Here is a 26559-nt window from a genome sequence, read left to right on the forward strand (position 1 = left end):
CGGACCGGCGCGAGGGGACATCACACGTCCGTCCCCACCACCCGGACCCCCACCTCCGCGGCGAACACCCCCGCCAGGTCCAGCAACTGCGCGGGACTGATCACGGCCCCCGCCAACCGGTCGACGCCCCGCGCGAACCCCACCTCGGCCGCCCGCCGCAGATCCACGTCCGTCAGCGTCACCCCGCTGAAGTCCGCCCCCTTCAGCACACAGTCGACGAACTCCACCCGCTCCAACCGCGCGCCCCCGAAGTCCGGCTCGACGAGCACGCACCCCTCGAACACCACGTCCCGGATCCGGGCCTCCCGAAGATTCAGATAGTCGATCTTCCCCCCGCGAAAGACCACCCGCTCCAGCACGGCCCCGTGCAACTGCACCCCGCCCAGCCGGGCGTCGACGACCTCCACGTCCCGGAAGGTCGCCGACCCGAAGTCCGTCCCCACCCCCCGCAGCCCGGTCAGCACGGAGTCCAGCACCCGCACATGGTGCAGCCGCGCCTCGTCGACCGCGCACCCCGTCAGCGCGCAGTCCATGAACCGCGCACCCCCGCCGTCCTGCCCCACGAAGTCCACCTCGGTGAACCGCAGCCCGTCGTAGTCCCCGTCCGGCTCCAGCTCGCCGCCTCCGAACGGCTCGAGCTCCGGCAACCGCACCTCGGGCCGCCGCGCCCCCTTGACCCCCGCCGCCGCGCCCGCGCCCGTCCTCGCCGCTCTGCTCACCATCCCCTCATCCTGCACCCACCCACTGACAACGCCCCGCAGCACTTGACCTCAAGCAAGCTCGAGGTCGAACCCTGGGAACCACCACACCGCGCCACCACCACGCGCCACGACCCCCAGGGAGCCCCCGTGCCGGCCACGCCCACCATGCACGCCGTCCGCCACCACACCTTCGGCCCGCCCGAAACCCTCGTCCACGAGCGGACGGACGCCCCCCGCCCCGCCCCCGGCCAGGTCCGCATAACGGTCGCCGCGGCCGGCGTGCACCTCCTGGACACCGCGATCCGGTCCGGCGCCAAGGGCCCGCTCCCGGCGCTCCCCGCCCTCCCCACGATCCCCGGCAGGGAGGTCGCCGGCACCGTCGAGTCCCTCGGCGAGGGCGTCGCCGCCCGATGGCTCGGCAAGCGCGTGGTGGCCCACCTGGGCCTGCGACCGGGCGGCTACGCCGAACTCGCCGTCACGGACGTGGACCGCCTCCACGAGATCCCCGCGAACCTCGACCCCGCCCAGGCGGTCGCGATGATCGGGACGGGCCGCACCGCGATGGGGATCGTCCAGTTCGCCGACCTCACCCCTCACTCCGTGGCCGTCGTACCGGCCGCGGCGGGCGGCATCGGCACGCTCCTCGTGCAGTACGCGAAGAACGCGGGCGCCACCGTGATCGGCCTGGCGGGCGGCCCCGCGAAGACGGCGCTGGTCGAGGAGAACGGCGCCGACCTGGCCGTCGACCGCACGGACCCGGGCTGGCCGGACCGGGTGCGGCGGTTCCTCGGCGACCGCCGGGCCACGGTCGTCCTCGACGGCGTGGGCGGCGACACGGCCCGCGAGGCGGTCGCCCTGCTCGCCCGCCCCGGCGGCAGCCACCTCGTCTTCGGCTGGTCGAGCGCGGGCCCGCACGACGGCCCGGGCGCCCCGTACCTCGTCGAAGGCCTGTCCCGGCAGGTCCTGGGCCCCGTGATGATGCAGCGGGCGGGCGGCCCGAACCCGATCCGCACCCTGGAACTGCGCGCCCTCGCGGCGGCGGCGGAGGGCAGCCTCACCCCCGCGCTCCACCGCTTCCCCCTCCACGCGGCGGCCACCGCCCACCGGGCCCTGGAAACAAGGGCGACCACAGGAAAAGTGGTCCTGGAACCCTAGGCTCTGTCGTTCAGCGCCCCAGCATCACCTGCGCGACGGCCACCTGCCCGGCGTCCAGTTCCTCCCCCTGCGCCGCGTGCCACAGCGAGTTCTGCAGCACCCGCCCCAGCGTCCAGGCGCGCGCCCGGTCCCGGTCCACGCCCAACGCCTCCGTCAGCAGGTCGAAGCGGCGCGCCGACGCACCCTCGTCGAACCGGTCCCAGAGCGCCGGCAGCAGCTCGAAGCAGGGGTCCCCGGCGAGCGGCTTCGGGTCGATGACGAGCCACGGCTCACGCCCGCCCGCCAGGACGTTGCCGAAATGGAGGTCCCAGTGCAGCAACCGGTCCCCGGGCTCCCCCGCAACCTCCCGCAGGGCCGCCGCGCAGTCCGCCAGCAGCCGCCGGTCCTCGTCCGACGCCAGGGACGCCGACGCCGCCGGCAGCCGCTCGAACATGCCCGCCACGATGCCGTCCAGCCGCCGCAGCCCCGCCGGCGCCGGCGCGGCCGTGATCCGTGCCAGCAGCCCGGCCAGTACCTCCGTCGCCTTCATCACATCCGGTACACCGGACAACGGCCGGTCCTCGTCGAGCCGTTCCAGCAGCAACGTGCCGGTCTCCGCGTCCTCGTCCAGCAGCCGTACGACCCCGTCGCCGTCCCAGGTCCGCAACGCGAGCCCCTCGCCGGCCGTCTCCCCGTCGATGTCCTGCAGTTTCAGCGCGGCCCGCGTCCCGTCACGGCACACCACCGGCAGCACGACCGAGACCTGCCCGCGCATCGGCGCGCCCTCCTGCCGCAGCCCCCACCGCCCGAGGAACCGCCCGCCCCGCTCCAGCAGCCGCCCGTACCCCGTCATCGCCACCCCGTCCTGCCCGTCACCACGGAATCCGAAGGAGACACCCACCACCCCGAGAAGCTAACGTCCCGCGCATGAGCAGCACGGAGAACGCGGGCAACGCGGGCACCGCGGACAGCGCGTCCGGTACGGACGACCGCACACCCCCCGCGCCCCACGCATCACAGGCACCGGCCGCAGCGGACGCACCCCGCGCCGTCGTCAACGGCGGCATATCGTTCTGGTACGTCCAGGAGGGTCTCCCCTCCCCCCGCGAGCCCCTCGCGGGTGACGCGAGCGCCGACGTGGTGATCGTCGGCGGCGGCTACACCGGCCTGTGGACCGCGTACTACCTCAAAAAGGCCGCCCCCTTCCTGCGCATCACCGTCCTGGAGCAGAAGTTCTGCGGCTACGGCGCCTCCGGCCGCAACGGCGGCTGGCTCTACAACGGCATCGCGGGCCGCGACCGCTACGCGCGCCTGCACGGCCACGAGGCCGCCGTACACCTCCAGCAGGCCATGAACGCCACCGTCGCCGAGGTCGTCAGGGTCACCGAGGAGGAGGGCATCGAGGCCGACATCCACCGCGGCGGCGTCCTCGAAGTCGCGTACACACCCGCCCAGCTGGCCCGCCTCAAGGCCTTCCACGAGACGGAACTCTCGTACGGCGAGAAGGACCGTGAGCTGTACGGGGCCCGCGAGACCGCCGAGCGCGTCCGCGTCGCGGACGCCGCCGGCTCCACCTGGACCCCGCACGGCGCCCGCCTGCACCCGGTCAAACTGCTCAAGGGCCTCGCGGCGGCCGTCGAGGCGCTCGGCGTCACCATCCACGAGTCGACACCCGTCACCGAGATCAGGCCCAAGCACGCCGTCACCCCGTACGGAACGGTCCGCGCACCGTACGTACTGCGCTGCACGGAGGGCTTCACCGCCTCCCTGAAGGGCCACCGGCGCACCTGGCTCCCCATGAACTCCTCGATGATCGCCACCGAGCCGCTGACCCCCGCCCAGTGGGAGTCCGTCGGCTGGGAGGGCCGCGAGACCCTCGGCGACATGGCGCACGCCTACATGTACGCCCAGCGCACCGCCGACGGCCGCATCGCGCTCGGCGGCCGCGGCGTCCCCTACCGCTACGGCTCCCGCACGGACAACGACGGCCGTACGCAGCCGTCGACGGTCCGGGCGCTGCGCGAACTCCTCGTCCGCCTCTTCCCCCAGCTCCCGGACGTCGCCGTGGCACACGCCTGGTCCGGCGTCCTCGGCGTACCGCGCGACTGGTGCGCCTCGGTCACCCTGGACCGCTCCACCGGCCTCGGCTGGGCCGGCGGCTACGTCGGCTCCGGGGTCGCCACGGCCAACCTCGCCGCCCGCACCCTGCGGGACCTGGTCCAGCGGGACTCGGGCCAGTCGGGCGAAACCGGCCTCACCTCCCTCCCGTGGGTCGAACACAAGGTCCGCAAGTGGGAACCCGAGCCTTTCCGCTGGCTCGGGGTACACGGCATGTACGCGACGTATCGAGCCGCCGACCGCCGCGAACTCACCACCCACGCCGCACAGTCGTCCCGGATCGCGCGCATCGCCGACCGGGTCGCGGGCCGCTGAGAGACAGGGGAACCCCATGAGCACCGCAGTCATGGACACCGTCCGCTACTCGTCCGACGGCCAGCTCCTCGACATCCATCGCGCCGCCGCCCCGGACGCCCCGACGGTCCTGCTGTGGCACGGCCGCGGCCCCGCCGAACGCGACGTCCTCGGTGCCCTCGCCGCGGAGGTCGCCCGCCTCGGCGCCACCGTCATAGTCCCCGACTGGCACCCCGACGCCCCCGACGGCGGCCGCCCCCAGCTCGCCGCGTCCCTCCGCTTCACCTGGGACTTCGTACGGGACCCGGCGGAGGTCGTCCTCGTCGGCTGGTCCCTGGGCGGGCGCGCCGCCATGGCCACCGCCCTGCGCCCCGACCCGCCGGAGGGCTGGCGCCCGGCCGCCGTGGTCGGCGTCTCCGCCCGCTACAACCAGCCCGAGCCGCTGCTCGGCCTGCCCTCCCCGATGGACGTCTGCGCCACCGCCCCGCCGCTGCCGATCCACCTGGTGCACGGCACGCAGGACACGGTGTGCGACTTCGCCAACGCGGGCGAGTTCCAGCGCGTCCTGGCCTCCTGCGGCCGCACGGCCCCCCTCACGGAGCTCGCCACGGACCACCCGGGCGCGGTCATGGCCGAGTACTCCCCGGAATGGGGCCGCTGCCGCCCCGCCCACTCCGGCCGGGCCCACCGGGAGGGCCTGCGCACGGCCGGGGTGATCGCCCGGGCGGCCGGCATCCCGGCACAGAAAACCCAGGCCACCGAGTGACCTGGGCCTGAGAAACCACTTGAGAGAGCCCCCTGTCGGATTCGAACCGACGACCTACGCATTACAAGTGCGTTGCTCTGGCCGGACTGAGCTAAGGAGGCCTGCACACGGGTGTGCCGCGCGTACCCGCGGGCACGCCCGAAGCAGTGTACCCACGTCACCGTGGTGCTCCGGCGAGAATTTCCCCGGACTTCATTCCCCACCGAGTACTGACAGAACGTATGAACGCGGGGTAGCGTCTCGATCCTGTCCGCTCATGTGGACTACACCACTACGGATCATTCCGTGGCGGTACACCACCTTTACAACGGATCGTCCGGCACGTTCCTGCCGGTGAAGGGGGCCCTCACCATGGCCACTGTCTCGTTCAACAAGGCGACCCGCATCTACCCGGGTGGCGACAAGCCCGCCGTCGACCAGCTCGAGCTCGACGTCGCGGACGGCGAGTTCCTCGTCCTCGTCGGTCCCTCCGGCTGCGGAAAGTCCACCTCCCTGCGCATGCTCGCGGGTCTCGAGGACGTCAACGGCGGATCGATCCACATCGGTGACCGCGACGTCACGCACCTGCCGCCCAAGGACCGGGACATCGCCATGGTGTTCCAGAACTACGCGCTGTACCCGCACATGACGGTCGCGGACAACATGGGCTTCGCGCTCAAGATCGCCGGCGTCAACAAGGCCGAGATCCGCCAGAAGGTCGAGGACGCGGCGAAGATCCTCGACCTCACCGACTACCTGGCCCGCAAGCCGAAGGCGCTCTCCGGCGGTCAGCGCCAGCGTGTCGCCATGGGCCGCGCCATCGTGCGTGAGCCCCAGGTGTTCCTCATGGACGAGCCGCTGTCGAACCTCGACGCCAAGCTCCGCGTCTCGACCCGTACGCAGATCGCGTCGCTGCAGCGCCGCCTCGGCATCACCACCGTGTACGTCACCCACGACCAGGTCGAGGCCATGACGATGGGTGACCGCGTGGCGGTCCTCAAGGACGGTCTGCTCCAGCAGGTCGACTCGCCGCGCAACATGTACGACCGTCCGAAGAACCTCTTCGTCGCCGGCTTCATCGGCTCCCCCGCGATGAACCTCGTCGAGGTCCCGATCACCGACGGCGGCGTGAAGTTCGGCAACAGCGTGGTGCCCGTCAACCGCGAGGCCCTCAAGGCCGCCTCCGACAAGGGTGACCGCACGGTCACGGTCGGCGTCCGCCCCGAGCACTTCGACATCGTCGAGCACAACGGCGGCGCCGCGGCGTCCCTGTCGAAGGAGACCGCGGACGCCCCGGCCGGCCTCGCCGTCACCGTGAACGTCGTGGAGGAACTCGGCGCCGACGGCTACGTCTACGGCAGCGCCAAGCTCGGCGACGAGACCAAGGACCTGGTCGTCCGCGTCAGCGGCCGCGCGGTCCCGGACAAGGGCGCCACGCTGCACGTCGTGCCGCGCGCGGGCGAGACCCACGTGTTCTCGACCTCCACCGGCGAGCGCCTCACCGACTGATCCGCAACTCTCCCGCCCGGCCGGGAGAATCCCGGAGAATTCACCCGAGTTGACGAAGAGGGCCCCGCAGACACCTGCGGGGCCCTCTTCGTTGTCGACAAATACCCCGGCATACCGGTCGTTTCGACTGCTGTTCGTCAACATCAAACTCAAAAAAGGGCAACGCCCCGTCCCCCGAACTGATTACTAAATGTCGCCAAATCATCACCCCGCGCTACCCTCACTCGCGTGAAGCACTCCACTAACCACTCGACGCGACACGGCCGCGGCTCCGCCGACCGACCGACACGACACGGCCGCGGTCCGGCCCGCCGGATCGGCCGTACCCTCGCCTTCGTTCTGCCCGTCGTCCTGGTGCTGTCCGGGACGCTCGCGGTCACCCGGGTCAGCTGGTCGGGGAACGACTCCTCGACATCGGCACTCGCCGCCTCCTCCGAGGAGGTCTCCCGGCGCGCCACGTCCCGCACCCCGCAGGACGTGCTCCGCGACCGGCTCCTGGTGGAGCTCAAGGAGAAGAGTCCGGGGGTCGCCCTGACCCATCTCCAGGAAGCGGTGAACGACCGTCCGTCCCTCGGCAGGCACTGCGCGTCCATCGCCCGTGCCCTGGGCCGCGCGGCGGTCCGCGCCTACGGTCCGGTCCGGGCCCAGTCGTTCGCCCGCCCGGTCTGCGACACGTCCTTCGCCACGGGCGTGGCAGCCCAGCTCACCTGAGCCCGTGTGGGGGCGCGGGGAACGGCGCGGCCGGCTCCCACCGGCCCGCGGACACGCACCGGCCGTGCCCCGCACAAACCCCGACGGCCGATCCCGCGGAGCGCGACGTAAAGTTCGGGCATGACCGATCCGAACGCAGCGTCGCGTCCCGTCCAAGCCGTCGTCCTGGCCGGCGGCCAGGGCTCAAGGCTGCGTCCCTACACCGACGACCGACCCAAGCCGATGGTCGAGATCCCCGGCACCGGGACCCCGATCATCGGCCACCAGCTGGCCTGGCTCGCCGAGGAGGGCGTCACCGATGTCGTCGTCTCCTGCGGTCATCTCGCCGAAGTCCTCCAGGAATGGCTGGAGTCGGCGGACCTGCCCGTCTCCGTGACCACCGTGGTCGAGTCGGAGCCCCTGGGCCGTGGCGGCGGTCTCAAGTACGCCGCCAAACACCTGCCCCACCCCGACCGCCCCTGGTACGCGACCAACGGTGACATCTGGACCCGTTTCTCGCTGCGCGAGATGGCGGACTTCCACACCGAGCGCGACGCGGTGGCGACCCTCGCGCTGGCCCGCCCCCGTCTCCCGTGGGGCGCCGTCCAGACCGACGACTTCGGGCGCATCACGGACTTCATCGAGGCCCCGCCCACCACCCACGGCATCAACGCCGGCGTGTACGTGTTCTCCCCCGGGTTCGCCGACCTGCTGCCGGCCCTCGGTGACCACGAGCGCTCGACGTTCCCGCGCCTGGCCCGCGAGCGCCGCCTGGCCGGCTACCCGATCCCGCAGGGCGCCTACTGGCGCGCCATCGACACCGCGAAGGACCTCACGGAGGCGGCCAAGGAGCTGGCGGCCCTGGGCCGTTGAGGTTCCTGGGCCGTTCAGGTTCCTGGAGCGTTGAGGTCCCCGGGCCGTTGAGGTTCCTGGGCCGTTGAGGTCCCCGGGCCGTTGGGACCCGCCGCCACCCGCGTACTACGCACCCGCCCGGATGTCCCGCACCCGCCCGCAGACCTCGCATCCGTCCGTACGCCGATGGGGCCCCGCACCTGAGTGGTGCGGGGCCCCATCGGCGTGACAGCGCCCGACGGCTGCGTACGGGGCTCAGTGCAGCAGGCCGCCCACGAGCCCGGAGCCGCCGCCGGAACCTCCGGAGCCCCCGGAGCCGCCGGAGCCGCCCGTGCCGCCACCGGTGCCCGTGCCACCGCCGGTACCGGTGCTGCCGCCCGCACCGCTGCCGCCCGTGGAGGACGGCCCCGCGGTGGTGCTGGGCGCCTGCGGCGGCGGTGCCGGCTGCTGTTGCTGCTGGGGCGGTGCCTGACCGGAGCCCTGCGTCTGGCTGGGCCGGCCGGCACCCGCGCCGGCCGTTTCGCGGGCCGCCGCACCGGGCGAGGTCGCGGCCTCCGACGGGCTCGCCGGGGTCGCGCCCTTGGTGGGCGCGTCGGACGACGCCGACGGGCTCTGCCTGTCGCGGCGTGCGCCGGGCTCCTCCGGGAGCGGCGAGCCGGGCAGTTCGTTGCGCGGGGCCTCGCCCGGGCCGGGGACGACCACGCGGTCGGAGTCGCGGACGGCGCCGCCGAGCAACGAACCGATGAGCAGTGTGAGTCCGACGACGACGGCCGCGACGAGCGCGCCACGGCGCAGTACGCGCCGGCGCAGCTCCCAGATCTCGGTACGCGGCCCGAGCGTGCGCCAGGCCTCGCCCGCGAGGCGCCCGTCGACGGAGTAGACGGGGGCGCCCGCGATGATCAGCGGCGACCAGGCGGCCAGGTAGATGATGTCGGGCGCGTCGTAGGCGGGGACGGACTTCCAGCTGACGGTGAGCAGCAGCGCGGCCGACAGCAGGGCGCCGACCACGGCCGCGACCCGCTGCCACAGGCCGAGGACGGTGAGGACGCCGACGATCACCTGGAAGAAGGCGATGAGGAGTCCGGCGCCGACGGGGTGCTGGAGCGCGAACTCGCGCAGCGGCTCGGCCAGTTCCCAGGGGTGCAGCGAGTTGAGCCACTTGACCATGGAGCCGCGCTTGCCGCCGTCGAAGTAGACGGGGTCGCAGAGTTTGCCCATGCCGGCGTAGATGGAGATGAAGCCGAGGAAGACGCGCATCGGGAGCAGGACGACGCCGAGGTTCATCCGGCGGCCGGGGTAGTACCCGTGCCGGACGGGGGCGGCGCCGTGCCGCTTGGACGCGCCGCCGTCCTCGTCCTGGTACGCGTCGTCGTACTCGTCGTCGTAGGGGCTGTCCTCGAACCCGCCGTCCGCGTACGGGCGTTCGTCGAGCTCTTCGTAGGCGCTGCCCGTGCTGCGCAGCTGCTGCGGCAGGATGCGGGTCCCGGGGCCGGGGACGGCCGGGGTCTCGACGGTGGCGTCGACGTCGAACCCGGCGGAGCCGTCGCCGCCGACGCGCGGGATGACCTGGGTCGAGCCGCCTTCGCCCGCCGGTTCCCCGTCGCCGTGCCGCAGGCTCGTGCTGCGCGCGGCCTGCAACAGCCGGGTGGCGCCCGTGTCGTCGGGGGCGGACTTCCCGCTCCAGACGACGGGCGCGCGGCGGCGGGCGCCCGCGGCGGCCCCGGCGGCGGTTGCGGCGACGGGCACGCGCGTGGTGCCGTCGCCGGCACCCAGGTGCCGCCCGGCGTGCGCCGCCCGGGCCCGGGGCGCGGCGCCCAACTGCACGCGGAAGCTCGCATGGTTGACGATGACCTGCGCCGGATCGCTCGGCACCTTCACCATGTTCAGCGCGGGAACGTCGTCGAACCCCGACGAGTGGTCCCCCGTGGGTGTGCGGGGTGTTCTGGTGTCCACACTCATCTAACCGAGTGACATGTACTTAGGACACTGCTTTGACCGCCCCGATCTGTCCGGACCCCGTCAAGATCAAACAGGGCCCGGAGGACGCCTCGTCAGGGCCGCGGCCGCACCCGTTCAGGCCCGGCGCCGAGCCGCCTCGTACAGCACGACGCCCGCGGCCACGCCCGCGTTGAGCGACTCCGTCCCGCCCGGCATGGGGATCCGCACCCGGAAGTCGCAGGTCTCCCCCACCAGCCGGGACAGTCCCTTGCCCTCACTGCCGATCACGATGACGACGGGACCGCCGAGCGCCTCCAGGTCACCGACCTCGGCCTCCCCGTCCGCGGCCAGACCGACCACGACGAGCCCGGCCTTCTTGTAGGCCTCCAGGGCCCGCGTCAGGTTGGAGGCGCGGGCGACGGGCGTACGGGCCGCGGCGCCGGCCGACGTCTTCCAGGCACCGGCGCTCATGCCGGCGGCGCGCCGCTCCGGCACGACCACCCCGTGTCCGCCGAACGCGGAGACGGACCGCACGACGGCCCCGAGGTTGCGCGGGTCCGTCACCCCGTCGAGCGCGACGATCAGCGGCTGCGCACCCTCGTCGTACGCGGCGGCCGTGAGGTCCTCCGGATGCGCGTACTCGTACGGCGGGACCTGCAGGACGAGCCCCTGGTGGTTGAGGCCGTTGGTCATGCGGTCCAGCTCGGGGCGGGGCGCCTCCATGAGGTGGATGCCACCGCGGTCCGCGGCGAGCTTGAGCGCCTCGCGCACCCGCTCGTCGTTGTCGATGAACTGCTGGACGTACAGCATCGTCGCGGGCACGCCCTCGCGCAGCGCCTCGACGACGGAGTTGCGCCCGACGACCATCTCGGACGTGCCCTTGCCGCCCCGGCCGCCGCGCGGCGAGGGCTTGCGCACGATCTGCTTGGCCTTGGCGCCGGCGATGCGGTTCTTCTTGTGTCCCTTGCGCGCTTCGGCGGGCGGGGTGGGGCCCTTGCCTTCGAGACCCCTGCGCCGCTGGCCGCCACTGCCGACCTGCGCGCCCTTCTTGCCGGACATGCGGCGGTTGTGAGCGGCCATGACCTACCTGTCTGTGTGGACGCGTACGGATGACGCGTACGGATGTACCTCTGTGCAGTGTGCCGCCCGGACACCCGGACGGCACAATCGATCAAGGAAAGCTCAGCGCGGGCCCAGGGTCCAGCGCGGCCCCTGGGGGCCGTCCTCGATGACGAGCCCGGACTGGTTGAGCTGGTCGCGGATGGCGTCGGCGGTGGCCCAGTCCTTGCGCGTACGGGCCGACTCGCGCTGCTGCAGCACCAGCCGTACCAGCGTGTCGACGACCCCGTGGAGGTCTTCGCCGCGGTCGCTCTCGCCGGCCCAGTGCGGGTCGAGCGGGTCGAGGCCGAGCACGGCGAGCATGGCCCTGACCTCGGCGAGCCGGGCGACGGCCGCCTCCTTGTCGTCGGCCGCCAGCGCGGAGTTCCCCTGCCGGACCGTGGTGTGCACGATGGCGAGGGCCTGCGGGACGCCCAGGTCGTCGTCCATCGCCTCGGCGAACGCCGGCGGCACCTCGGCCGCGGGCTCGACCGGCCCCCCGGCCTTCTCCACCACGCGCTGCACGAAGCCCTCGATCCGCGCGAACGCCGACTCGGCCTCGCGCAGCGCCTCTTCGCTGTACTCGATGGTGGAGCGGTAGTGCGGAGTGCCCAGGTAGTAGCGGAGCACGATGGGCCGCCACGCCTTGACCATCTCGCTGACGAGCACGCTGTTGCCGAGCGACTTCGACATCTTCTCGCCGCTCATGGTCACCCACGAGTTGTGCACCCAGTAGTGCGCGAACTCGTCGCCGAAGCCCACGGCCTGGGCGATCTCGTTCTCGTGGTGCGGGAAGATCAGGTCGATGCCGCCGCCGTGGATGTCGAAGGCGGAGCCCAGGTACTTGTGCGCCATCGCGCTGCACTCCAGGTGCCAGCCGGGCCTGCCCCGCCCCCAGGGCGTCTCCCAGGACGGCTCGCCGGGCTTGACGGCCTTCCACATGGCGAAGTCGCGCGGGTCCCGCTTGCCGGTCTCGCCGTCCTCGGCGGGCTGCCGCAGCTCGTCCAGGTCCTGGTTGGACAGGGAGAGGTAGCCGGGCAGGGACCGTACGTCGAAGTAGACGTTGCCGTCGGCCTCGTACGCGTGGCCGCGCTCGATGAGCGTGCGCATCATCTCGACCATCTCGGTGATGTGACCGGTGGCCCGCGGTTCGTACGTGGGCGGGAGGCATCCCAGCGCGGTGTAGCCGTCGTTGAACGCGCGCTCGTTCTCGTAGCCGATCGACCACCACGGCCTGTCCTGCTCCGCGGCCTTCCGGATGATCTTGTCGTCGATGTCCGTCACGTTGCGGATGAACGTGACGTCGTAGCCGCGGTACTCGAACCAGCGGCGCATGATGTCGAAATTGAGCCCGGACCGGATGTGCCCGATGTGCGGGGCCGCCTGCACCGTGGCGCCGCACAGGTAGATCGAGACACAACCCGGCGTGATCGGGGTGAAATCGCGAATCTGCCGGGCGCTGGTGTCGTACAGGCGAATAGTCACCACACCAGGGTAGTGGGCGACGACCAGTGCCCCGCGACCCTTCTGCCGCATGGGACACGTATTCGTGACGTCCGTGCCCCGGCGAAGCCCCCGACGGTGTTTCCCACCCTCGAATCCCCGCTCCCCGAACGCCGCAGAGGCCGAATCCCCGGTCCCTGCGGCGTTCGAGGAGCGGGGGCGGGAAGAGGTCCGCTCAGCCCACCCGCGCGACCAACGCCGTCGCCACCGCCATCAGCCCCTCGTCCCGCCCGGGAAACCCGAGCCCGTCGGTCGTCGCGCCGGACACCGAGACCGGCGCCCCCACCGCCTCCGACAGCACCTTCTGTGCCTCGTCCCGCCGCTTCCCGATCTTCGGCCGCGGTCCCACGACCTGCACGGCCACGTTGCCGATCGTGAACCCGGCCGCCCGCACGATGCGCGCCGCCTCCGTCAGGAGCGTCACCCCGGACGCCCCGGACCACTCGGCCCGCCCCGTACCGAAGTGCTGGCCCAGGTCACCGAGTCCCGCCGCGGAGAACAGCGCGTTGCACGCCGCGTGCGCGACGACGTCCGCGTCGGAGTGTCCGGCGAGCCCCGGCCCCTCGTCCTCCCACCTCAGCCCGGCGCACCACAGCTCACGGCCCTCCTCGAAGGCGTGGATGTCGGTACCGATGCCGACCTGCGGCAACAGGGGCGCCGCGGAGTTCTCAGAACCCATCGGTCAGCCTCCGCCGCGCCAGGACCGCCTCCGCCAGGATCAGATCCAGCGGACGGGTCACCTTGAACGCCTCCTCGTGCCCGGGCACGACCACGACCCGCAGTCCGAGCTGCTCGACCATGCTCGCGTCGTCGGTGACGTTCTCCGTGACCGTCGCGTGGGCCCGTACGAGGGTGTCGCGTTCGAAGCCCTGGGGGGTCTGTACGGCACGCAGCCGCGACCGCTCCGGCGTGGCGACCACCGGCTCGGGCTCGCCGGGGGCCCCCGCGGGCTCGACCTGCTTGACGGTGTCGGTGAGCGGCAGCGCGGGCACGACGGCGGGAGCCCCGCCCCGTACCGCCTCGATGACGCCGTCGACGGTGTCGACGGGGACGAGCGGACGGGCCGCGTCGTGCACGAGCACGATGTCGATACCGGCGGGCAGCGCGTCGAGTCCGATCCGTACGGACTCCTGCCGGCTGTCGCCGCCGGGCACGACGAGGAACTCGGTCCGCTCGGGCAGCGCGTGCGCGTCGAGCAGTGTCCTGACCTCCGCGGCTCCGTCGGGCGGAGCCACGACGACCACCAGGGAGACGGCACGCGACGCGGCCATGGCGCGCACCGCGTGGATGAGCATGGGGGTTCCGTTCAGCGCGCGGAGCGCTTTGGGAGCGCCCGGGCCGAGGCGTACGCCCCGGCCGGCGGCCGGAATCACGGCCGCCGTACGGGCCCCGGCAGACGTGGGGCGCGAATCGTCAGACATCGGTTCCTGTCAGGTTTGTATGCTCGGCCGACGTGGGTATGGCCTGGGCGTACCCCGGCCGAAGGGCTGGGGCAGTGCCGGGCGCGACGCCTCGACCGGACCCTTCCGTGAAGATGGTCGAGCCAGTTGTCCGGGCCCGGCATTCCCCGTACCGGAGTGCGGGACAGCCGTTCTCCCGGAGGTTCGTTCCTTCGGAGGTTCGTTCCTTCGGAATCGGAATGTGCCGCGCTCGGGTGCGGACATGCCGCAGCGCCCGGCGACAGTGGATATGTCATCGGGCACCGCGGCATTTCATGGCGCCGGACCGCTCGTTTCGTTTCTGGTCACGCGAGGTGATGCAGAGGGCGCGATCAGAGCGTGCTGGGCGTCAGGACGCGAGGACCTCGTCGAGCAGGGCCTCGGCCTTGTCCTCGTTCGTGTTCTCCGCGAGGGCGAGCTCGCTCACCAGGATCTGGCGGGCCTTGGCGAGCATGCGCTTCTCGCCGGCGGAGAGTCCACGCTCGCGCTCACGACGCCACAGGTCACGGACTACCTCCGCCACCTTGATGACATCGCCGGAGGCGAGCTTCTCAAGATTTGCCTTGTAACGACGGGACCAGTTCGTGGGCTCCTCGGCGTACGGCGCGCGCAGTACCTCGAAGACCCGGTCCAGCCCGTCCTGACCGACCACATCACGCACGCCGACGAACTCCGCATTGTCCGCTGGCACACGCACTGTCAGGTCGCCCTGAGCGACCTTCAGCACCAAGTAGGTCTTGTCCACGCCTTTGATCTGGCGAGTTTCGATAGCCTCGATCAGCGCGGCCCCGTGATGGGGATAGACCACGGTGTCGCCAACCTTGAACGTCATGTGACAGGTACCCCTTCCGTGGCTATCCAGGGTAACACGGAAACCGCGTGTTCTGAATGGCGTTTTCGCAGGTCAGGGCATATCTCGGGGCTTGACAATCGCAACAGGAACGTGCTGCGGAGGGGGCGCGGACGACGGTATTCGCAGGTCGGAGCGGCTTCCCCGGCAGGGAGAAACGCGCACGTTACAACACTCCGCAAGCTCGCTCACGTACCCGAACGTCCGGATTTGTCGGGTTCGGGGAGCCCATCTTCCGCTACTCCGTTCGGTGATCGCAGCCACGTACGAGCCGAATCCGGAATTGATCACGAGGGCCGGAGATCCACGGAAGATCCGCGGAAGATGTGCCGGAGATCGACCGGAGATCGACCGGAGATCGTCAGAAGATCAATTCTCCGGACCGCCATGTATTCCTTACGGAAAAGCCACGGGACGGCGCCGGAGGCTTACCGGGGGTTCTTATGTGAAAGACGGACGAGTGCGTGACGGGCGAGCCGGCGGGAGACGGGGAAGCAGGTGTCCGGCCGCGGTCGGCGAGCCAGTCGGCGAGCCATAGGGGCGGGTCGGGTGCGGCGGCTCGGCAACGGCTCGGTAACCTGAGGCCGCTGACCGACCTCTGGAGCGGCTCTCACGAGGAGCCGCTCTGTTTCGCCCACGTTCTAGGAGTTGCCGCCGCCGTGAGCAGCAGCCTTCGACGCGGCGCCCTCGCCGCCGCCGCCATCGCGTTCTCGATCGCCTCGCTCGCCGCGTGCGGCGCCGGCAACAAGGCCCAGTCCCTGGAGATCAAGCCGGACAACGCCGCCGTCACCGTAGGCAAGATCAAGGTTCAGAACGCCGTGGTCATCACCCAGCCCGATGTGAAGTCGACCGGCCCGGCCGCGGTCGCCGCGACCCTGTTCAACATGGGTCCGACCGACCAGACCCTGGAGTCCGTCAAGGTCGAGGGCGTCAGCGGGGCCGTTGAGCTCAAGCCCGCCAAGGGTTCGGGGAAGCTGACGGTCCCGGCCGGCGGTTCGCTGATCCTCGGCGGCAAGGACAACGCCTCCGCCGTACTGCAGAACAGCCGCGAGGCCTTCAAGGACGGCGACGCCCAGCCGGTCACCTTCACCCTCAGCAGGACCGGTGACGTGAAACTGGACGCGTTCGTCGTCCCGGCCGAGCGCTACTTCTCCAGCTGGGGTCCGAGCGAGGTCCCGACGCCGAGCACCGAGCCCTCCGCGTCGGCCTCGAAGTCCGGTGAGGCCTCCGGGTCGCCGTCGGCCTCCTCCTCCGAGTCCGCTTCGGGTGAGACCGGGGGGACGGGCGAGGAGACGGGCGAGGAGACGGGCGAGGCGGGCAACCGGGCCACGGACGCCGCCTCCGCCAGCGCCTCGTAGTTCGCAGCGGGCCACCGCTGCCGGCGTACGCATGACGAAGGGCGGGACCCCTCCTGCGGGGTCCCGCCCTTCGTCATGTGCGGTCTACGGCTCGAACTTGTAGCCGAGACCGCGGACCGTGACCAGGTAGCGGGGCGCCCCCGGGTCCGGCTCGATCTTCGCCCGCAGGCGCTTCACGTGGACGTCCAGCGTCTTGGTGTCACCGACGTAGTCGGCGCCCCACACCCGGTCGATGAGCTGCATACGCGTCAGGACGCGCCCCGCGTTGCGCAGCAGCATCTCCAGGAGGTCGAACTCCTTGAGCGGGAGGTCGACCTTGGAGCCGGAGACGGTGACCACGTGACGGTCTACGTCCATACGGACCGGACCCGCCTCCAGAGCGGCCGGGCTGACCTCCTCGGGCTCGCCGCGGCGGCGCAGGACGGCCCGGATACGGGCCACCAGCTCACGCGACGAGAAGGGCTTGGTGACGTAGTCGTCGGCTCCTATTTCGAGCCCCACGACCTTGTCGATCTCGCTGTCCTTGGCGGTGACCATGATCACCGGGACGTTCGAACGGCTGCGCAGCTGACGGCACACCTCGGTGCCCGGCAGGCCGGGCAGCATCAGGTCGAGGAGGACGAGGTCGGCGCCATTGCGCTCGAACTCGTCGAGTCCGTCGGGCCCGGTGGCCGCGATGGCGACCTCGAAGCCCTCTTTGCGGAGCATGTAGGACAGGGCGTCGCTGAAGGACTCCTCGTCCTCGACGACGAGCACTCGGGTCACGGATGGACCTCCGGGGCAGAAAAGGGTTCGTACGGGGATGAGACGGTGGTCGTCCCGTCGGTCTGTCCGGTCTCGTCGTCATCGTCGAGTCCGGGTGTCCGGGTGCCGGCCGAGCGGTCGCGGACCGCGCCCGCCTCCGGCAGCCGCAGGGTGAAGGTGGAGCCCTGACCCTCGGAACTCCACACCGTGACCTCCCCGCTGTGCGAGGCGGCCACGTGCTTGACGATCGCGAGCCCGAGCCCCGTACCGCCTGTGGCACGGGAACGGGCCGGATCGACGCGGTAGAAGCGCTCGAAGACGCGCTCCTTGTCCTTTTCGGAGATCCCTATGCCCTGGTCGGTCACGGCGATCTCGACGAGGTCCCCGCCGGGTGCGGTCACCCGGCGCGCGGCTATGCCGACCCTGGTGCGGGCGGGCGAGTAGTTGACGGCGTTCTCCACGAGGTTGCCCAGCGCGGCGGCCAGCTGACCCCGGTTGCCCCACAGCCGCAGGTCGGCGGTGCCGCCGGCGGCCATGGTGATCTGTTTGGTGCCGGCCTGGTGGCGGCAGCGGTCGATCGCCTCGGCGACCAGTTCGTCGACGCGTACGGGCTCGGCGTCCTCGAGCGGGTCGTCGTTCTGGACCCGGGAGAGGTCGATGAGTTCCTGTACGAGGTTGGTGAGGCGGGTCGCCTCGATCTGCATGCGCCCCGCGAAGCGCTCGACGGCCTCGGGGTCCTCCGAGGCGCCCATGACGGCCTCGGAGAGCAGGGAGAGGGCGCCGACCGGGGTCTTGAGCTCATGGCTGACGTTGGCGACGAAGTCGCGCCGTACGGCCTCGATCCGGCGGGCCTCGGTGAGGTCCTCGACCAGGAGCAGTACGAGCCGGGAGCCGAGCGGTGCCACGCGGGCGGACACGGCGAGCGCCTCGCCCCGGCCGGTTCCGCGCCGGGGCAGATCCAGTTCGGCCTGGCGTATCTCACCGTCCCTGCGGGTGTCGCGGGCCATCACGATCATCGGCTCGACGGCCAGTTTCCCGCCGCGCACGAGCCCGAGGGCGTACGCGGCCGAGCTGGCCTTGACCACGGCGTCGGACTCGTCGAGCACGACCGCGGAGGAGCGGAGCACGGACAGGACCGTGTCGACGCCCGGCGGAAGGACCGGGTCGGTGTGCAGAGAGGTGCGGGTGGGGCGTTTCTGATCCCGCTCACTCCAGCGGAACGCCAGCACGGCGATGACGCCGGTGAGTACACCGGCGATCGCTGCCGCTGCGGCGACCGCCGCGTTCACGTCCATGGCTCCAGGTTAGGCATGCCGTACGCCCCGGTCACAGCCGTCCGAGGGTGGACTCGAACACTCGTCGCCCAGAGTTCACCCTGGGGACCGTACCGGTTCACTTCGTGCGACCGGACGGGGCGGCCTCTCCACCGGCGGTAAGAGGCGAGGTCGCCCAGAATTCACCTGGGCGTTTGTGACGGTTCACTCTAGGTGGCGGAAACCGTCGCGTTCAGGCCGGAGCGTGGGAACGTGGGGTTCACGAGCCCCTGTGACCCCCCGAAGAAGACGTAGGAAAGGGACATCCTGATGCGGGACGCGTACCACGAGGAACTTGACTCGATCGGCGAGGGCCTGGTCGAGATGGCTCGCCTCGTCGGGTCGGCGATCGGTCGCGCCACGACCTCGATCCTCGACTCCGACCTCAAGCTGGCCGAGAGCGTGATCGCGGCCGACCAGAAGGTCGACGATCTCCAGCACGACCTGGAGGCGAAGGCGATAGCCCTGCTGGCCCGGCAGCAGCCGGTCGCCACGGACCTGCGGATCGTCGTCACCTCGCTCCGTATGTCCGCCGACCTCGAACGCTCCGGCGACCTCGCCCAGCACGTGGCGAAGCTGGCGCGGCTGCGCTTCCCCGCGCGGGCGATCCCGCAGGACCTGCACGCCACGATCCTGGAGATGGGGCAGCTCGCGCAGCGCCTGATGGCCAAGGCGGCCGAGGTCATCGTCACGAAGGACGTCGACCTCGCGCTCCAGCTGGAGCAGGACGACGACGCGATGGACCTCCTGCACCGCACGCTCTTCCAGCACCTCCTGGACGACCGCTGGAAGCACGGCATCGAGACGGCGGTGGACGTGACGCTGCTGGGCCGCTACTACGAGCGCTTCGCGGATCACGCGGTGTCGGTCGCGAAGCGGGTCGTGTACCTGGTGACGGGTGAGCACGCCGACGAGCTGCAGGCGTCGTCGCCGGTCGAAGGGGTGTAGGCCTCCGCCTCCGGCAGCCGGGCGGTTGTCCGCGAGGGGGCGCATCGGGCGTTCGCAGGGGCGCGAAAGCCTCAGTGCGCCGTTGATGCGCCCGCCTCCGTGGGAATGCAATGGGAGCAGGCACAGGCCTTCGAGGAGGGACCCATGGCAGATTCCCCCACCACGCCCGACCCGACCCAGGAGCGCGAGACGCAGCAGCCCGTCGAGATCAAGAGCCTGCCGCTCTTCGGCGCCTGCGGCTGCGGCTCGGGCTGCGGTTGCGGGTGCCAGTCCGGCAATCCCTGTCAGTGCGGCTGAGTCAGTGCGGCTGACGCACGAACGCGAAAGGGCCCCGCTTCAGGTGCGGGGCCCCTTCGTTCGTTCAGCTTCGTCCGATCAGCGGTTCGTGGTCCGCACCGCGTCCAGGTCGGGCCGCGGGGCCGGGGACCCGGTCCTGGCCGCGCCCGTACCGGTGTCACCCGCGGCCGAGCGCGCCGACTGGCGGGCGGCCGGGGCGGTGCCGTTGTAGTACGGCCGGTATTCGACCAGTGAGCTGCCCGCGCTGATGGCGGAACCCGCCGCGGTCAGTTCGGCCGCGGAGACCGACCCGGTTCCGCCGTAGGCGATGACGGAGTTGACGCCGGCCGCCTGCTGACGCAGGTAGGTGGCGGTCGTCTCCGACAGGGTCGTCTCGTCGGTCCACAGCACCGGGCCGTAGGAGAGCATGCCGGTGCTCGCGGAGACGCCACCGCGCCAGCTGTCCGTCCAGGCCAGACCCACCTGGAACGGGGAGCTCCACCAGAACCGGGCCAGCTCGGCGGACGTACCGTCGTGGCCGCTGCCGCTGATCGGGTAGTACGACCAGGTGCTGGGCCAGTTGGAGAAGGCGGTGTGCGTGAGCGCGTACGTCGCCGAGGCGCCGACCGGCACGACCACGGTCCGGTCGGGGTCGACCGAGTTGAGGTACGACTTCACCGACGACGACAGCTTGTTGCCCTCGTTGAGGACGACCGTGCCCTTGCCACCGACACCGAGGGCACCGGCCGCCGCGGAGGCCGCGAGCGCCGAGTGGTAGTCGGTGCCGGTGGCGACGAACACGTACTCCGGAGCGCTCGTGACGGCCTTGGCGACCGCCACGGACGTGGAGTAGCGCGAGGTGCCCGCCAGCCGCTTCGGGGTGAAACCGAGCGAGCCGACCTTGGTCGCGACCGCGCTGGACAGGATGTCCGTACCGCCCACCAGGTAGACCGTGGCGCCGGGCTTGAGCGTGCGCTTCAGTTCGCTCTGCACGGCGCTCGACACCGAGGTCTTCGCGGTCATCAGCAGGGGGCCCTGCTTCTGACCGGCGAGGGTCTGCCCGGTCAGGGCGTAGGACGGGCTGTCCTTGCTGATGAGGACGGCGGTCTTGGCGTTGATCAGGCCGGGCTCGCTCTGGCCGGTGGTGTTCCAGGTCCAGCGGGACGCGGCCACGTTCGTGCCGTACGCGTCGGCGCCCCAGACCCGGCCGGTGCTCTGGCTGCGCAGCGGCTGCCACGCCAGGTCGAGGACCGAGGAGGTGCCCGCGGGCAGCGGCATCTTGGTGACGTCACCGGTGGCGACGTCGACGATGCGCGGGACGGCCACGTCCTCGTCGGTGCCGTTGGTGACGGCGATCCGGGTGCCGGTGGGCGACCAGGCCGGGGCGTACGCGGCGTCGGTGAAGGTCAGCTGGCGCTCACCGGTGCCGTCGACGTTGATGACGAAGAGCCGGCTGAGGCCGTCCGCCTCGCGCACGAAGGCGACCTGGGTGCCGTCGGGCGAGATCGCCGGGTTGGTGCCTTCGTCGGTCAGCTTCGTGAAGCCGCCGGTGGTGTCCTCCCAGAGCCAGATCGCCGACCCGGTCGGCGATCCGCAGGTGTCACCGGTACGGACGAAGGCGACCAGGCCGTTGACGGACGCGCTGGGCTGGCGGTCGCAGCCGTCCTCCGCGGTGGAGAACAGCGGCTGCGCGTAGCGGGAGCCGTCCGAGGACGCGTACCGCAGCCGGCCGCCGCCGGAGTACACCACTGTGTTGCCGGAGCGCAGGAACGTCGGGTCGCCGACGCTGCTCATGGAGCCCTGTTCCTGGATCTTCACCAGGGTGGAGCCGGTGTAGCGGCGGGTCTCGACCCTGCCGCCCTTCACGTACGCGACCCGGCTGCCGTCGGGCGACCAGGACGGCTGGCGCGCGTCGGCGAGGAAGTCGCTGTAGGTGCTGCCGCCGGGTTCCTGCGTCTGTATGACGTTGCGTGCGCCGTTGACGAACGTCAGCTTGCCGTCCGCGGCCTGCCACGTGACCGGTTCCGCGGCCACCGCGCCGGGCGCGGCGGTGACCATGCCCGCGGCCACGGCCACGACGGTGCCCAGCGCCGCGAGCACGCGGCGTCTGTGAATCTTCATGTGCCCCCACAAAAGAGTCGAAAGAGCTGTCGTTCGTCTCCCCGACGCGGAACGGCAACCTCACGTTCCTCTACGACAGCTGGGTCACTGTAACGGCACGGATGATCAGGAAGAAACAGTTTTCCGGGCGGAACTCGCGAGCCGTTCGGCGAAGGCCACGACGAGATCGCGCAGTTCGCCGGGGCGTTCGACGACGAAGGGCCGGTCCAGCGAGGCGAGTACGGCGGGCAGCCAGTCGAGCCGTTCCACCCGCAGTTCGACCTGGCAGCGGGGCCCGGTGTCCGCCTGCTCCGCCTGTCCGCCGCCCGGGGCCGGCAGTTCCGTCACGACCGCGAGACCGGCGGGCAGCCGCTTGTGGATGTGCTCGGCCGTCCCCTGGACGCGCAGGACCACCTCATGCCGGTACGGGACCGTGGCGAGCCCGGTCAGGACGCGCCGCGCCGGATCGATGCCGACGGGCGGCTCGAACGAGCCGGCCAGGACCCGCACACCGGTGATGCGGTCCAGTCTGAAGGTCCGGTCCTCACCTGCCGAGACGTCCGCGGCCGTCAGGTACCACCTGCCCGAGTGGGCGACGATCCCGTACGGGTGGAGGACGCGCTCGCTGCGCCCGCCGTCGCCCGCGGTGTACCGGACCGAGAGCGGCCGGTGGTGCCGCACCGCGTCGGCGACCGGCAGGAGGACTCCCGGTCCCGGGCCGGTCGCCTCGGACGGGGCCGCGCCGCCGGACGGATCCGTGAAGGCGAGGGAGCCGAGCACGGCGTCGAGTCCGCTCCGCAGCCGCTCGGGCAGCACACGCCGGATCTTGGCCGCCGCCGTCTCCCCCGCCGCGCCGGTGGCCGCCGTCAGGCCCGATCGCCGGCCCGCGACCAGGCCGAGCAGCACGGCGAGCGCCTCGTCGTCGCTCAGCATGAGCGGAGGCATGCGGTAGCCGGGGCCGAGCCGGTAGCCCCCGTAGCGGCCGCGCACCGACTCGACGGGCACGTCGAGATCGACGAGCTGCTGTACGTAGCGCCGCACGGTGCGTTCGTCGACGTCCAGCCGGTCGGCGAGTTCGGGCACGGTCCGCAGGCCGCCCGACTGCAGAAGCTCCAGCAGGGTGAGGACGCGGCCAAGAGGGCGAGGCATGGGAAGAAGTCTCTCGCACATACCGGACGGATTCCGCCCGGTATAGGTCGTAGCGTGCGCCCACAGCACCTGCGAACGGCACTCGCCCCGAGGAGAAACCCCATGGACTTCGTCTCCGCCCGCATCATCACGAGCGACATCACCCGCCTGGTCGCCTTCTACGAGCGCGCCACCGGGGCATCCGCCACCTGGGCGAACGAGGACTTCGCCGAACTGAGGACCCGCTCGGCCACCCTCGCGATCGGCAGCACCCGCACCGTCCCCCTCTTCGCACCCGGCGCCGCCCGCCCGGCCGACAACCACAGCGTCGTCCTCGAGTTCCTCGTCGACGACGTGGACACCGCGTACGAGAACCTGAGCGCCTTCGTGGACGACTTCGTCAACGAGCCCACCACGATGCCCTGGGGAAACCGCGCCCTCCTGTTCCGCGACCCGGACGGCAACCTCATCAACTTCTTCACCCCTGTCACCCCGCCCGCAATCGAGAAATTCCACGGCCGGCTCGGATGATGAGCCACATTCCACCGACCGTCAGCAACGCGAAGAGCGCCAGGCCGACGCAGGAGTTCTCCCTGTCCTGAAAAGGGAACGGCGAACGCCACGAACAGCGTTGCCGGAAGGAACGGCGTGCCTTCTGATCCGTAACCCTGGATGGACAGGCCCGGTGACGGTCGCACAAGTCGCACTCCAGGCCCGTGTCGACACCAAGGCGCGCAGGTGTCGCTGTGGACATCCGCAAAACCCCCTACCCGCGGAGAACCCGCAGACAGGGGGCTTGTCAGTGTCGCGTTACTTCTTCTTGCCCTGGGTCTTGCCGGGAATCTTGGTGAGTTGGGTTTTTGCTGCTCAGAGACGGTCGGCTTGTGCGCCTGGAGGTCGTCGTTGGTGGTCATTGGCCACTGCAGAGCGGCCTCGGACGGCCCAGGGACGGCCCAGCAATGGATCACGTAAGCGGCCTCAACCGGCGGATGCAGCCCGCCACTGCTCGGTGATGCACCCCTCTTCCATATGCCACCACTCCTTGGCCACACCATGGTTGAGCAGCTTCTGCACCTTGGCGAGATCGACGGTGGGCGGGACGTCCAGAGCGACCATCCGGAACCGTTCTATGCCCTCGCCGCAGACTCCGAGTTCGTGAAACGCGTTGAGCACGCTCTGCCGTGCGGCTCCTGAACCGCCGTCACGGAGCACAATGAGGCGTATGGTGCAATTCTCCGAGTGACGAATTACCTCGCCGGCCCATCGCACGCCCTCCTCGTCGGGCTCGGTGGCCACAATGTCCCCGCAGGCAACGCCTCGAACGAACCAGGGGGTGTTGTCGAGCCGTGCGGTGCCGTCGCCCTGGTCGACTGCCCACAGGCTCTCCACGGAGGCCGGGGGCCAGTCGTCCTCGATCTCCATCCGGAAGTGCACCTTCACGTACGGGCCCTCGGGGTTCGTCATGGTGCTCAGGATGCAGAACCCCGACGCGTCGGCCGCAGGTGGGTGGCCGATGAACCGCCCGGATCTAGATACGGGTTGATTCTTACCTCAGCCGACGACAGCCAGTCACGACGGCGAGGCGGCCGACCACGCACGCGCGCGTATGCCTCGCTGCACCCCCACCGGCCTCAGCCACGCTGCTCGACAACGTCCGTGAGTGCAAGCTTCGACGGCGGGTGCGTGGCTGACTTTCGGCGATGACCTCTGCATGCAGTGCATGCTTGATCGAGGTCAGCTGGCAGTACCAGGAACGCACTACCGCGATCTCACCTACAGGCAGCCCAGTTGTTTGATATTTGGGACCAACCCCAATCACGTCGACTACGGTGATACGTATGCAGAGTTCAGAGCTATCCGTCCAAGGACAGAACCTCCACCAGCTCTACAATCAGTACTACAGGAATAAACTTCTCGTTGACCGTCGCTACCAACGAAAGCTCGTCTGGACGCGTGACGAAAAGGAAAAGCTCATTGACTCCGCCGTCAACAAGCTACCGATCCCGCTAATCCTCCTCGCTCAGAGGAGAAAGGGAGGGATGGAAATCTATGAGCTAATCGATGGACTTCAGCGACTCGAAGCATTCTTCTCATTCATGGAAAACAAGTATCCATATAAAGGTGAATACTTCGATTTGGCTACGACGGGCGACACTTTGGCTAAGCTCCACTCGGGAGAGCTCACGCAAAAAGAGCCTATGCTGTCGCGTGACATTTCCTTGGAAATTGCCAACTATCAAATCCCCGTCTCGATTTATCGTGATGCGGCAACCTCGTCGATCGATGAGGTGTTTCGTCGAATTAATAGCGGCGGAAGGCGTTTGAGCCTGCACGAGATTCGTCAGGCAGGCGTAATGGGACCGCTGTCAGATGTAGTGCGACGCACTAGTGCCACCATCCGGGGCGACGGAACCTTCGCTGAGACTTTGACTCTGAGCGAGATGGAAAAGCTCTCTATCTCGCGGAAGGATCTCGAATACGGCCTAGACCTCGAGCGCATTTTCTGGACGCGACACAATATTATTGGCGCAGACGATATTCGCTCGTCTGGTGACGAGGAAATGGTTTTGGACTTGGTCCTTGATGCCATTCTTACTCCCTGGCCTACGAGCGGTTGGCAGAATCGAGATGTGGCATACGGATTGCCGCGGAAAATCAGGTCGGCCTCCGCGGAAGAAGTCAGCTTGGCTATTACGGCAGTTGGCATTGAAAATCTGCAACAACGCATCGTGGCAGTGATCGAGATGTTAGATGAAGCCATGCGTGACCACGGTCCTCTCGGTCGCCATATGGTCCACCTGGAGACCTACGAGAAGGGCACAAGACGGCAGTTTCAAGCAGTATTTTCCATCCTCTACGAACTCATCTTTATCGATGGGATGCAGCCTCTCTCATTGGAGGCCGTTCGAAATATCTTGGATAACTTCTGGGGGCGCGACCTCGCCATTCCAACCGGCGGAAGCGCATGGGGTAAAGATGAAAAGGCCAAACTCTACCCGCAAGTGAAGCGTCGCATCAAGAAGGCTTTCTTCAAGCCCGAGCCTAAAAGTATCACCAAGCAGCTTAATGCGCGCTTGCTGATCGAAAGTTACCTGCAGGGCCCAGTTAACGAGGACCCCCTCGTCGAGCTTAAGCAGGGGTTTTGCGTACTCTCGAACCCGCCCACCGAAAATGTGGATCTATTTGACGAAGTAATGCAGACCGCAGTCGGCATGGCGAACTGGAGCCGCGACGCAACCGGTCTCATTCTGATCGGAGTCGCAGACAAACCATCGGCGGCAAAACGCTCAGCTGAAATCTTCGGCGTGACTCCAGTAGAAATTCACGGGCAGCATGTAATGGGGACTGAGGAGCAGATCGCTCACTTGGGCCACGACATCGACTCCTGGTGGCTAAAATGGCAGGCAAAGATCAAGGCCTCCCCAGTGGACCCTGCTTTTTCGGCTGACCTCGTGCACAGCTTTAGTCCGCTCGTCTGCGACGGAAGAGTGCTTTGGATTATGAAGCCTCGATCGCTTGGCAAGCCCATCTCGTACAAAAATAGGTTCTTCGTGAGAGTCGGTGCATCAACAAACGAAATGAAAACTGACGAGTTCCTTTCACATATCTCTCGCAACTTCTGATCGTGTTTAGGGCCGCGCTCTTCGAGGCTCGCGTCAATGCGGCTCCGTAAAGTAGCGGAACTGACCGCCTCAGCCACGACGTAACCCCGCTCTGGCATCAGACGGCTGGTTGCTCTGGTGCGGTACGGGCGCCGGCCGGGGGCCGGGCCGCGCGCGGGGAGCGGAGCGAGCCGCCTTGAACCAGTAGAGAAAGTTGTA

The 26559-nt window shown here is 69.8% G+C and carries 24 protein-coding genes and 1 tRNA gene; 11 read left to right on the plus strand and 14 right to left on the minus strand.

The window, feature by feature from the left end; genetic code table 11:
- Positions 1 to 20 precede the first annotated feature (20 nt).
- Positions 21 to 722, minus strand: coding sequence for a pentapeptide repeat-containing protein (locus QFZ75_RS17510; RefSeq protein WP_307538033.1), 702 nt, complete (start codon positions 720 to 722; stop codon positions 21 to 23).
- Positions 723 to 866: 144 nt separating this feature from the next.
- On the opposite strand from QFZ75_RS17510, the gene QFZ75_RS17515 reads away from it, so the two are divergent.
- Positions 867 to 1856 (plus strand): zinc-binding dehydrogenase, encoded by a 990-nt coding sequence (locus tag QFZ75_RS17515; RefSeq protein ID WP_307544571.1) that lies wholly within the window; start codon positions 867 to 869, stop codon positions 1854 to 1856.
- Between the two features lie 10 nt (positions 1857 to 1866).
- Here the strand turns inward: QFZ75_RS17515 and QFZ75_RS17520 are convergent, their stop codons facing one another.
- Complete coding sequence (locus tag QFZ75_RS17520; RefSeq protein WP_307544573.1) at positions 1867 to 2688, minus strand: aminoglycoside phosphotransferase family protein; 822 nt, start codon at positions 2686 to 2688, stop codon at positions 1867 to 1869.
- Between the two features lie 74 nt (positions 2689 to 2762).
- Here QFZ75_RS17520 and QFZ75_RS17525 point away from each other — a divergent pair, with 74 nt between their 5' ends.
- Positions 2763 to 4268: an FAD-binding oxidoreductase gene (locus QFZ75_RS17525; RefSeq protein WP_307538035.1), complete on the plus strand. Its 1506-nt coding sequence runs from the start codon at positions 2763 to 2765 to the stop codon at positions 4266 to 4268.
- 16 nt (positions 4269 to 4284) lie between these two features.
- A complete protein-coding gene (locus QFZ75_RS17530) occupies positions 4285 to 5013 on the plus strand; it encodes an alpha/beta hydrolase (protein ID WP_307538036.1) in 729 nt (242 codons plus the stop codon).
- 26 nt (positions 5014 to 5039) lie between these two features.
- On the opposite strand, the gene QFZ75_RS17535 is transcribed toward QFZ75_RS17530, so the two are convergent.
- Positions 5040 to 5114, minus strand: a tRNA-Thr gene (locus QFZ75_RS17535).
- Positions 5115 to 5364: 250 nt separating this feature from the next.
- On the opposite strand from QFZ75_RS17535, the gene QFZ75_RS17540 reads away from it, so the two are divergent.
- The 3 genes from QFZ75_RS17540 to QFZ75_RS17550 all read left to right on the plus strand — a co-directional run bounded on the left by QFZ75_RS17540 (position 5365) and on the right by QFZ75_RS17550 (position 8064).
- Positions 5365 to 6501, plus strand: coding sequence for an ABC transporter ATP-binding protein (locus QFZ75_RS17540; RefSeq protein WP_307544575.1), 1137 nt, complete (start codon positions 5365 to 5367; stop codon positions 6499 to 6501).
- 228 nt (positions 6502 to 6729) lie between these two features.
- Positions 6730 to 7212 (plus strand): hypothetical protein, encoded by a 483-nt coding sequence (locus tag QFZ75_RS17545; protein ID WP_307538038.1) that lies wholly within the window; start codon positions 6730 to 6732, stop codon positions 7210 to 7212.
- A 120-nt stretch (positions 7213 to 7332) separates the two neighbouring features.
- Positions 7333 to 8064 carry a nucleotidyltransferase family protein gene (locus QFZ75_RS17550; RefSeq protein ID WP_307538039.1) on the plus strand — a complete coding sequence of 244 codons (732 nt, stop codon included), beginning with the start codon at positions 7333 to 7335 and terminating at the stop codon, positions 8062 to 8064.
- A 234-nt stretch (positions 8065 to 8298) separates the two neighbouring features.
- Here the strand turns inward: QFZ75_RS17550 and QFZ75_RS17555 are convergent, their stop codons facing one another.
- The 6 genes from QFZ75_RS17555 to QFZ75_RS17580 form a co-directional block, all read right to left on the minus strand.
- Positions 8299 to 10002: a DoxX family protein gene (locus QFZ75_RS17555; RefSeq protein ID WP_307538040.1), complete on the minus strand. Its 1704-nt coding sequence runs from the start codon at positions 10000 to 10002 to the stop codon at positions 8299 to 8301.
- 114 nt (positions 10003 to 10116) lie between these two features.
- Entirely contained in the window at positions 10117 to 11061 is a 945-nt protein-coding gene (rlmB, locus tag QFZ75_RS17560) for a 23S rRNA (guanosine(2251)-2'-O)-methyltransferase RlmB (RefSeq protein WP_307538042.1), read from the minus strand.
- Positions 11062 to 11163: 102 nt separating this feature from the next.
- Positions 11164 to 12564, minus strand: coding sequence for a cysteine--tRNA ligase (cysS, locus tag QFZ75_RS17565; RefSeq protein ID WP_307538043.1), 1401 nt, complete (start codon positions 12562 to 12564; stop codon positions 11164 to 11166).
- A 193-nt stretch (positions 12565 to 12757) separates the two neighbouring features.
- Positions 12758 to 13261: a 2-C-methyl-D-erythritol 2,4-cyclodiphosphate synthase gene (gene ispF / locus QFZ75_RS17570; RefSeq protein ID WP_307538045.1), complete on the minus strand. Its 504-nt coding sequence runs from the start codon at positions 13259 to 13261 to the stop codon at positions 12758 to 12760.
- Positions 13251 to 14003: a 2-C-methyl-D-erythritol 4-phosphate cytidylyltransferase gene (gene ispD, locus QFZ75_RS17575; RefSeq protein ID WP_307538047.1), complete on the minus strand. Its 753-nt coding sequence runs from the start codon at positions 14001 to 14003 to the stop codon at positions 13251 to 13253. The genes ispF and ispD overlap by 11 nt, the downstream gene beginning before the upstream one ends.
- 367 nt (positions 14004 to 14370) lie before the next feature.
- Entirely contained in the window at positions 14371 to 14853 is a 483-nt protein-coding gene (locus tag QFZ75_RS17580; protein WP_003953493.1) for a CarD family transcriptional regulator, read from the minus strand.
- A gap of 677 nt (positions 14854 to 15530) precedes the next feature.
- Here QFZ75_RS17580 and QFZ75_RS17585 point away from each other — a divergent pair.
- Positions 15531 to 16229, plus strand: coding sequence for a DUF461 domain-containing protein (locus QFZ75_RS17585; protein ID WP_307538048.1), 699 nt, complete (start codon positions 15531 to 15533; stop codon positions 16227 to 16229).
- Positions 16230 to 16313: 84 nt separating this feature from the next.
- On the opposite strand, the gene QFZ75_RS17590 is transcribed toward QFZ75_RS17585, so the two are convergent.
- Complete coding sequence (locus tag QFZ75_RS17590) at positions 16314 to 16994, minus strand: response regulator transcription factor (protein WP_307538050.1); 681 nt, start codon at positions 16992 to 16994, stop codon at positions 16314 to 16316.
- Entirely contained in the window at positions 16991 to 18268 is a 1278-nt protein-coding gene (locus QFZ75_RS17595; RefSeq protein ID WP_307538053.1) for a cell wall metabolism sensor histidine kinase WalK, read from the minus strand. Before QFZ75_RS17595 ends, QFZ75_RS17590 begins: the two co-directional genes overlap by 4 nt.
- A 288-nt stretch (positions 18269 to 18556) precedes the next feature.
- On the opposite strand from QFZ75_RS17595, the gene phoU reads away from it, so the two are divergent.
- Complete coding sequence (gene phoU, locus QFZ75_RS17600; RefSeq protein WP_307538055.1) at positions 18557 to 19234, plus strand: phosphate signaling complex protein PhoU; 678 nt, start codon at positions 18557 to 18559, stop codon at positions 19232 to 19234.
- A gap of 144 nt (positions 19235 to 19378) precedes the next feature.
- Complete coding sequence (locus QFZ75_RS17605; RefSeq protein WP_188113919.1) at positions 19379 to 19531, plus strand: hypothetical protein; 153 nt, start codon at positions 19379 to 19381, stop codon at positions 19529 to 19531.
- Between the two features lie 78 nt (positions 19532 to 19609).
- On the opposite strand, the gene QFZ75_RS17610 is transcribed toward QFZ75_RS17605, so the two are convergent.
- Together QFZ75_RS17610 and QFZ75_RS17615 are read right to left on the minus strand one after the other, a co-directional pair.
- The gene (locus QFZ75_RS17610; protein WP_307538057.1) at positions 19610 to 21631 is read right to left on the minus strand and encodes a cell wall-binding repeat-containing protein; all 2022 of its coding nucleotides are present in this window, start codon (positions 21629 to 21631) and stop codon (positions 19610 to 19612) included.
- A 105-nt stretch (positions 21632 to 21736) separates the two neighbouring features.
- Positions 21737 to 22759: a YafY family protein gene (locus QFZ75_RS17615; protein WP_307538059.1), complete on the minus strand. Its 1023-nt coding sequence runs from the start codon at positions 22757 to 22759 to the stop codon at positions 21737 to 21739.
- Between the two features lie 102 nt (positions 22760 to 22861).
- Here QFZ75_RS17615 and QFZ75_RS17620 point away from each other — a divergent pair, with 102 nt between their 5' ends.
- A complete protein-coding gene (locus tag QFZ75_RS17620) occupies positions 22862 to 23269 on the plus strand; it encodes a VOC family protein (RefSeq protein WP_307538061.1) in 408 nt (135 codons plus the stop codon).
- A 447-nt stretch (positions 23270 to 23716) separates the two neighbouring features.
- Here the strand turns inward: QFZ75_RS17620 and QFZ75_RS17625 are convergent, their stop codons facing one another.
- Positions 23717 to 24202: a DUF4265 domain-containing protein gene (locus tag QFZ75_RS17625; RefSeq protein ID WP_307538063.1), complete on the minus strand. Its 486-nt coding sequence runs from the start codon at positions 24200 to 24202 to the stop codon at positions 23717 to 23719.
- Between the two features lie 374 nt (positions 24203 to 24576).
- Here QFZ75_RS17625 and QFZ75_RS17630 point away from each other — a divergent pair, with 374 nt between their 5' ends.
- Positions 24577 to 26361 (plus strand): DUF262 domain-containing protein, encoded by a 1785-nt coding sequence (locus QFZ75_RS17630; protein WP_307538065.1) that lies wholly within the window; start codon positions 24577 to 24579, stop codon positions 26359 to 26361.
- Positions 26362 to 26559: the final 198 nt, after the last annotated feature.

It is taken from the genome of Streptomyces sp. V3I8, assembly GCF_030817535.1.
Taxonomy (GTDB): domain Bacteria; phylum Actinomycetota; class Actinomycetes; order Streptomycetales; family Streptomycetaceae; genus Streptomyces.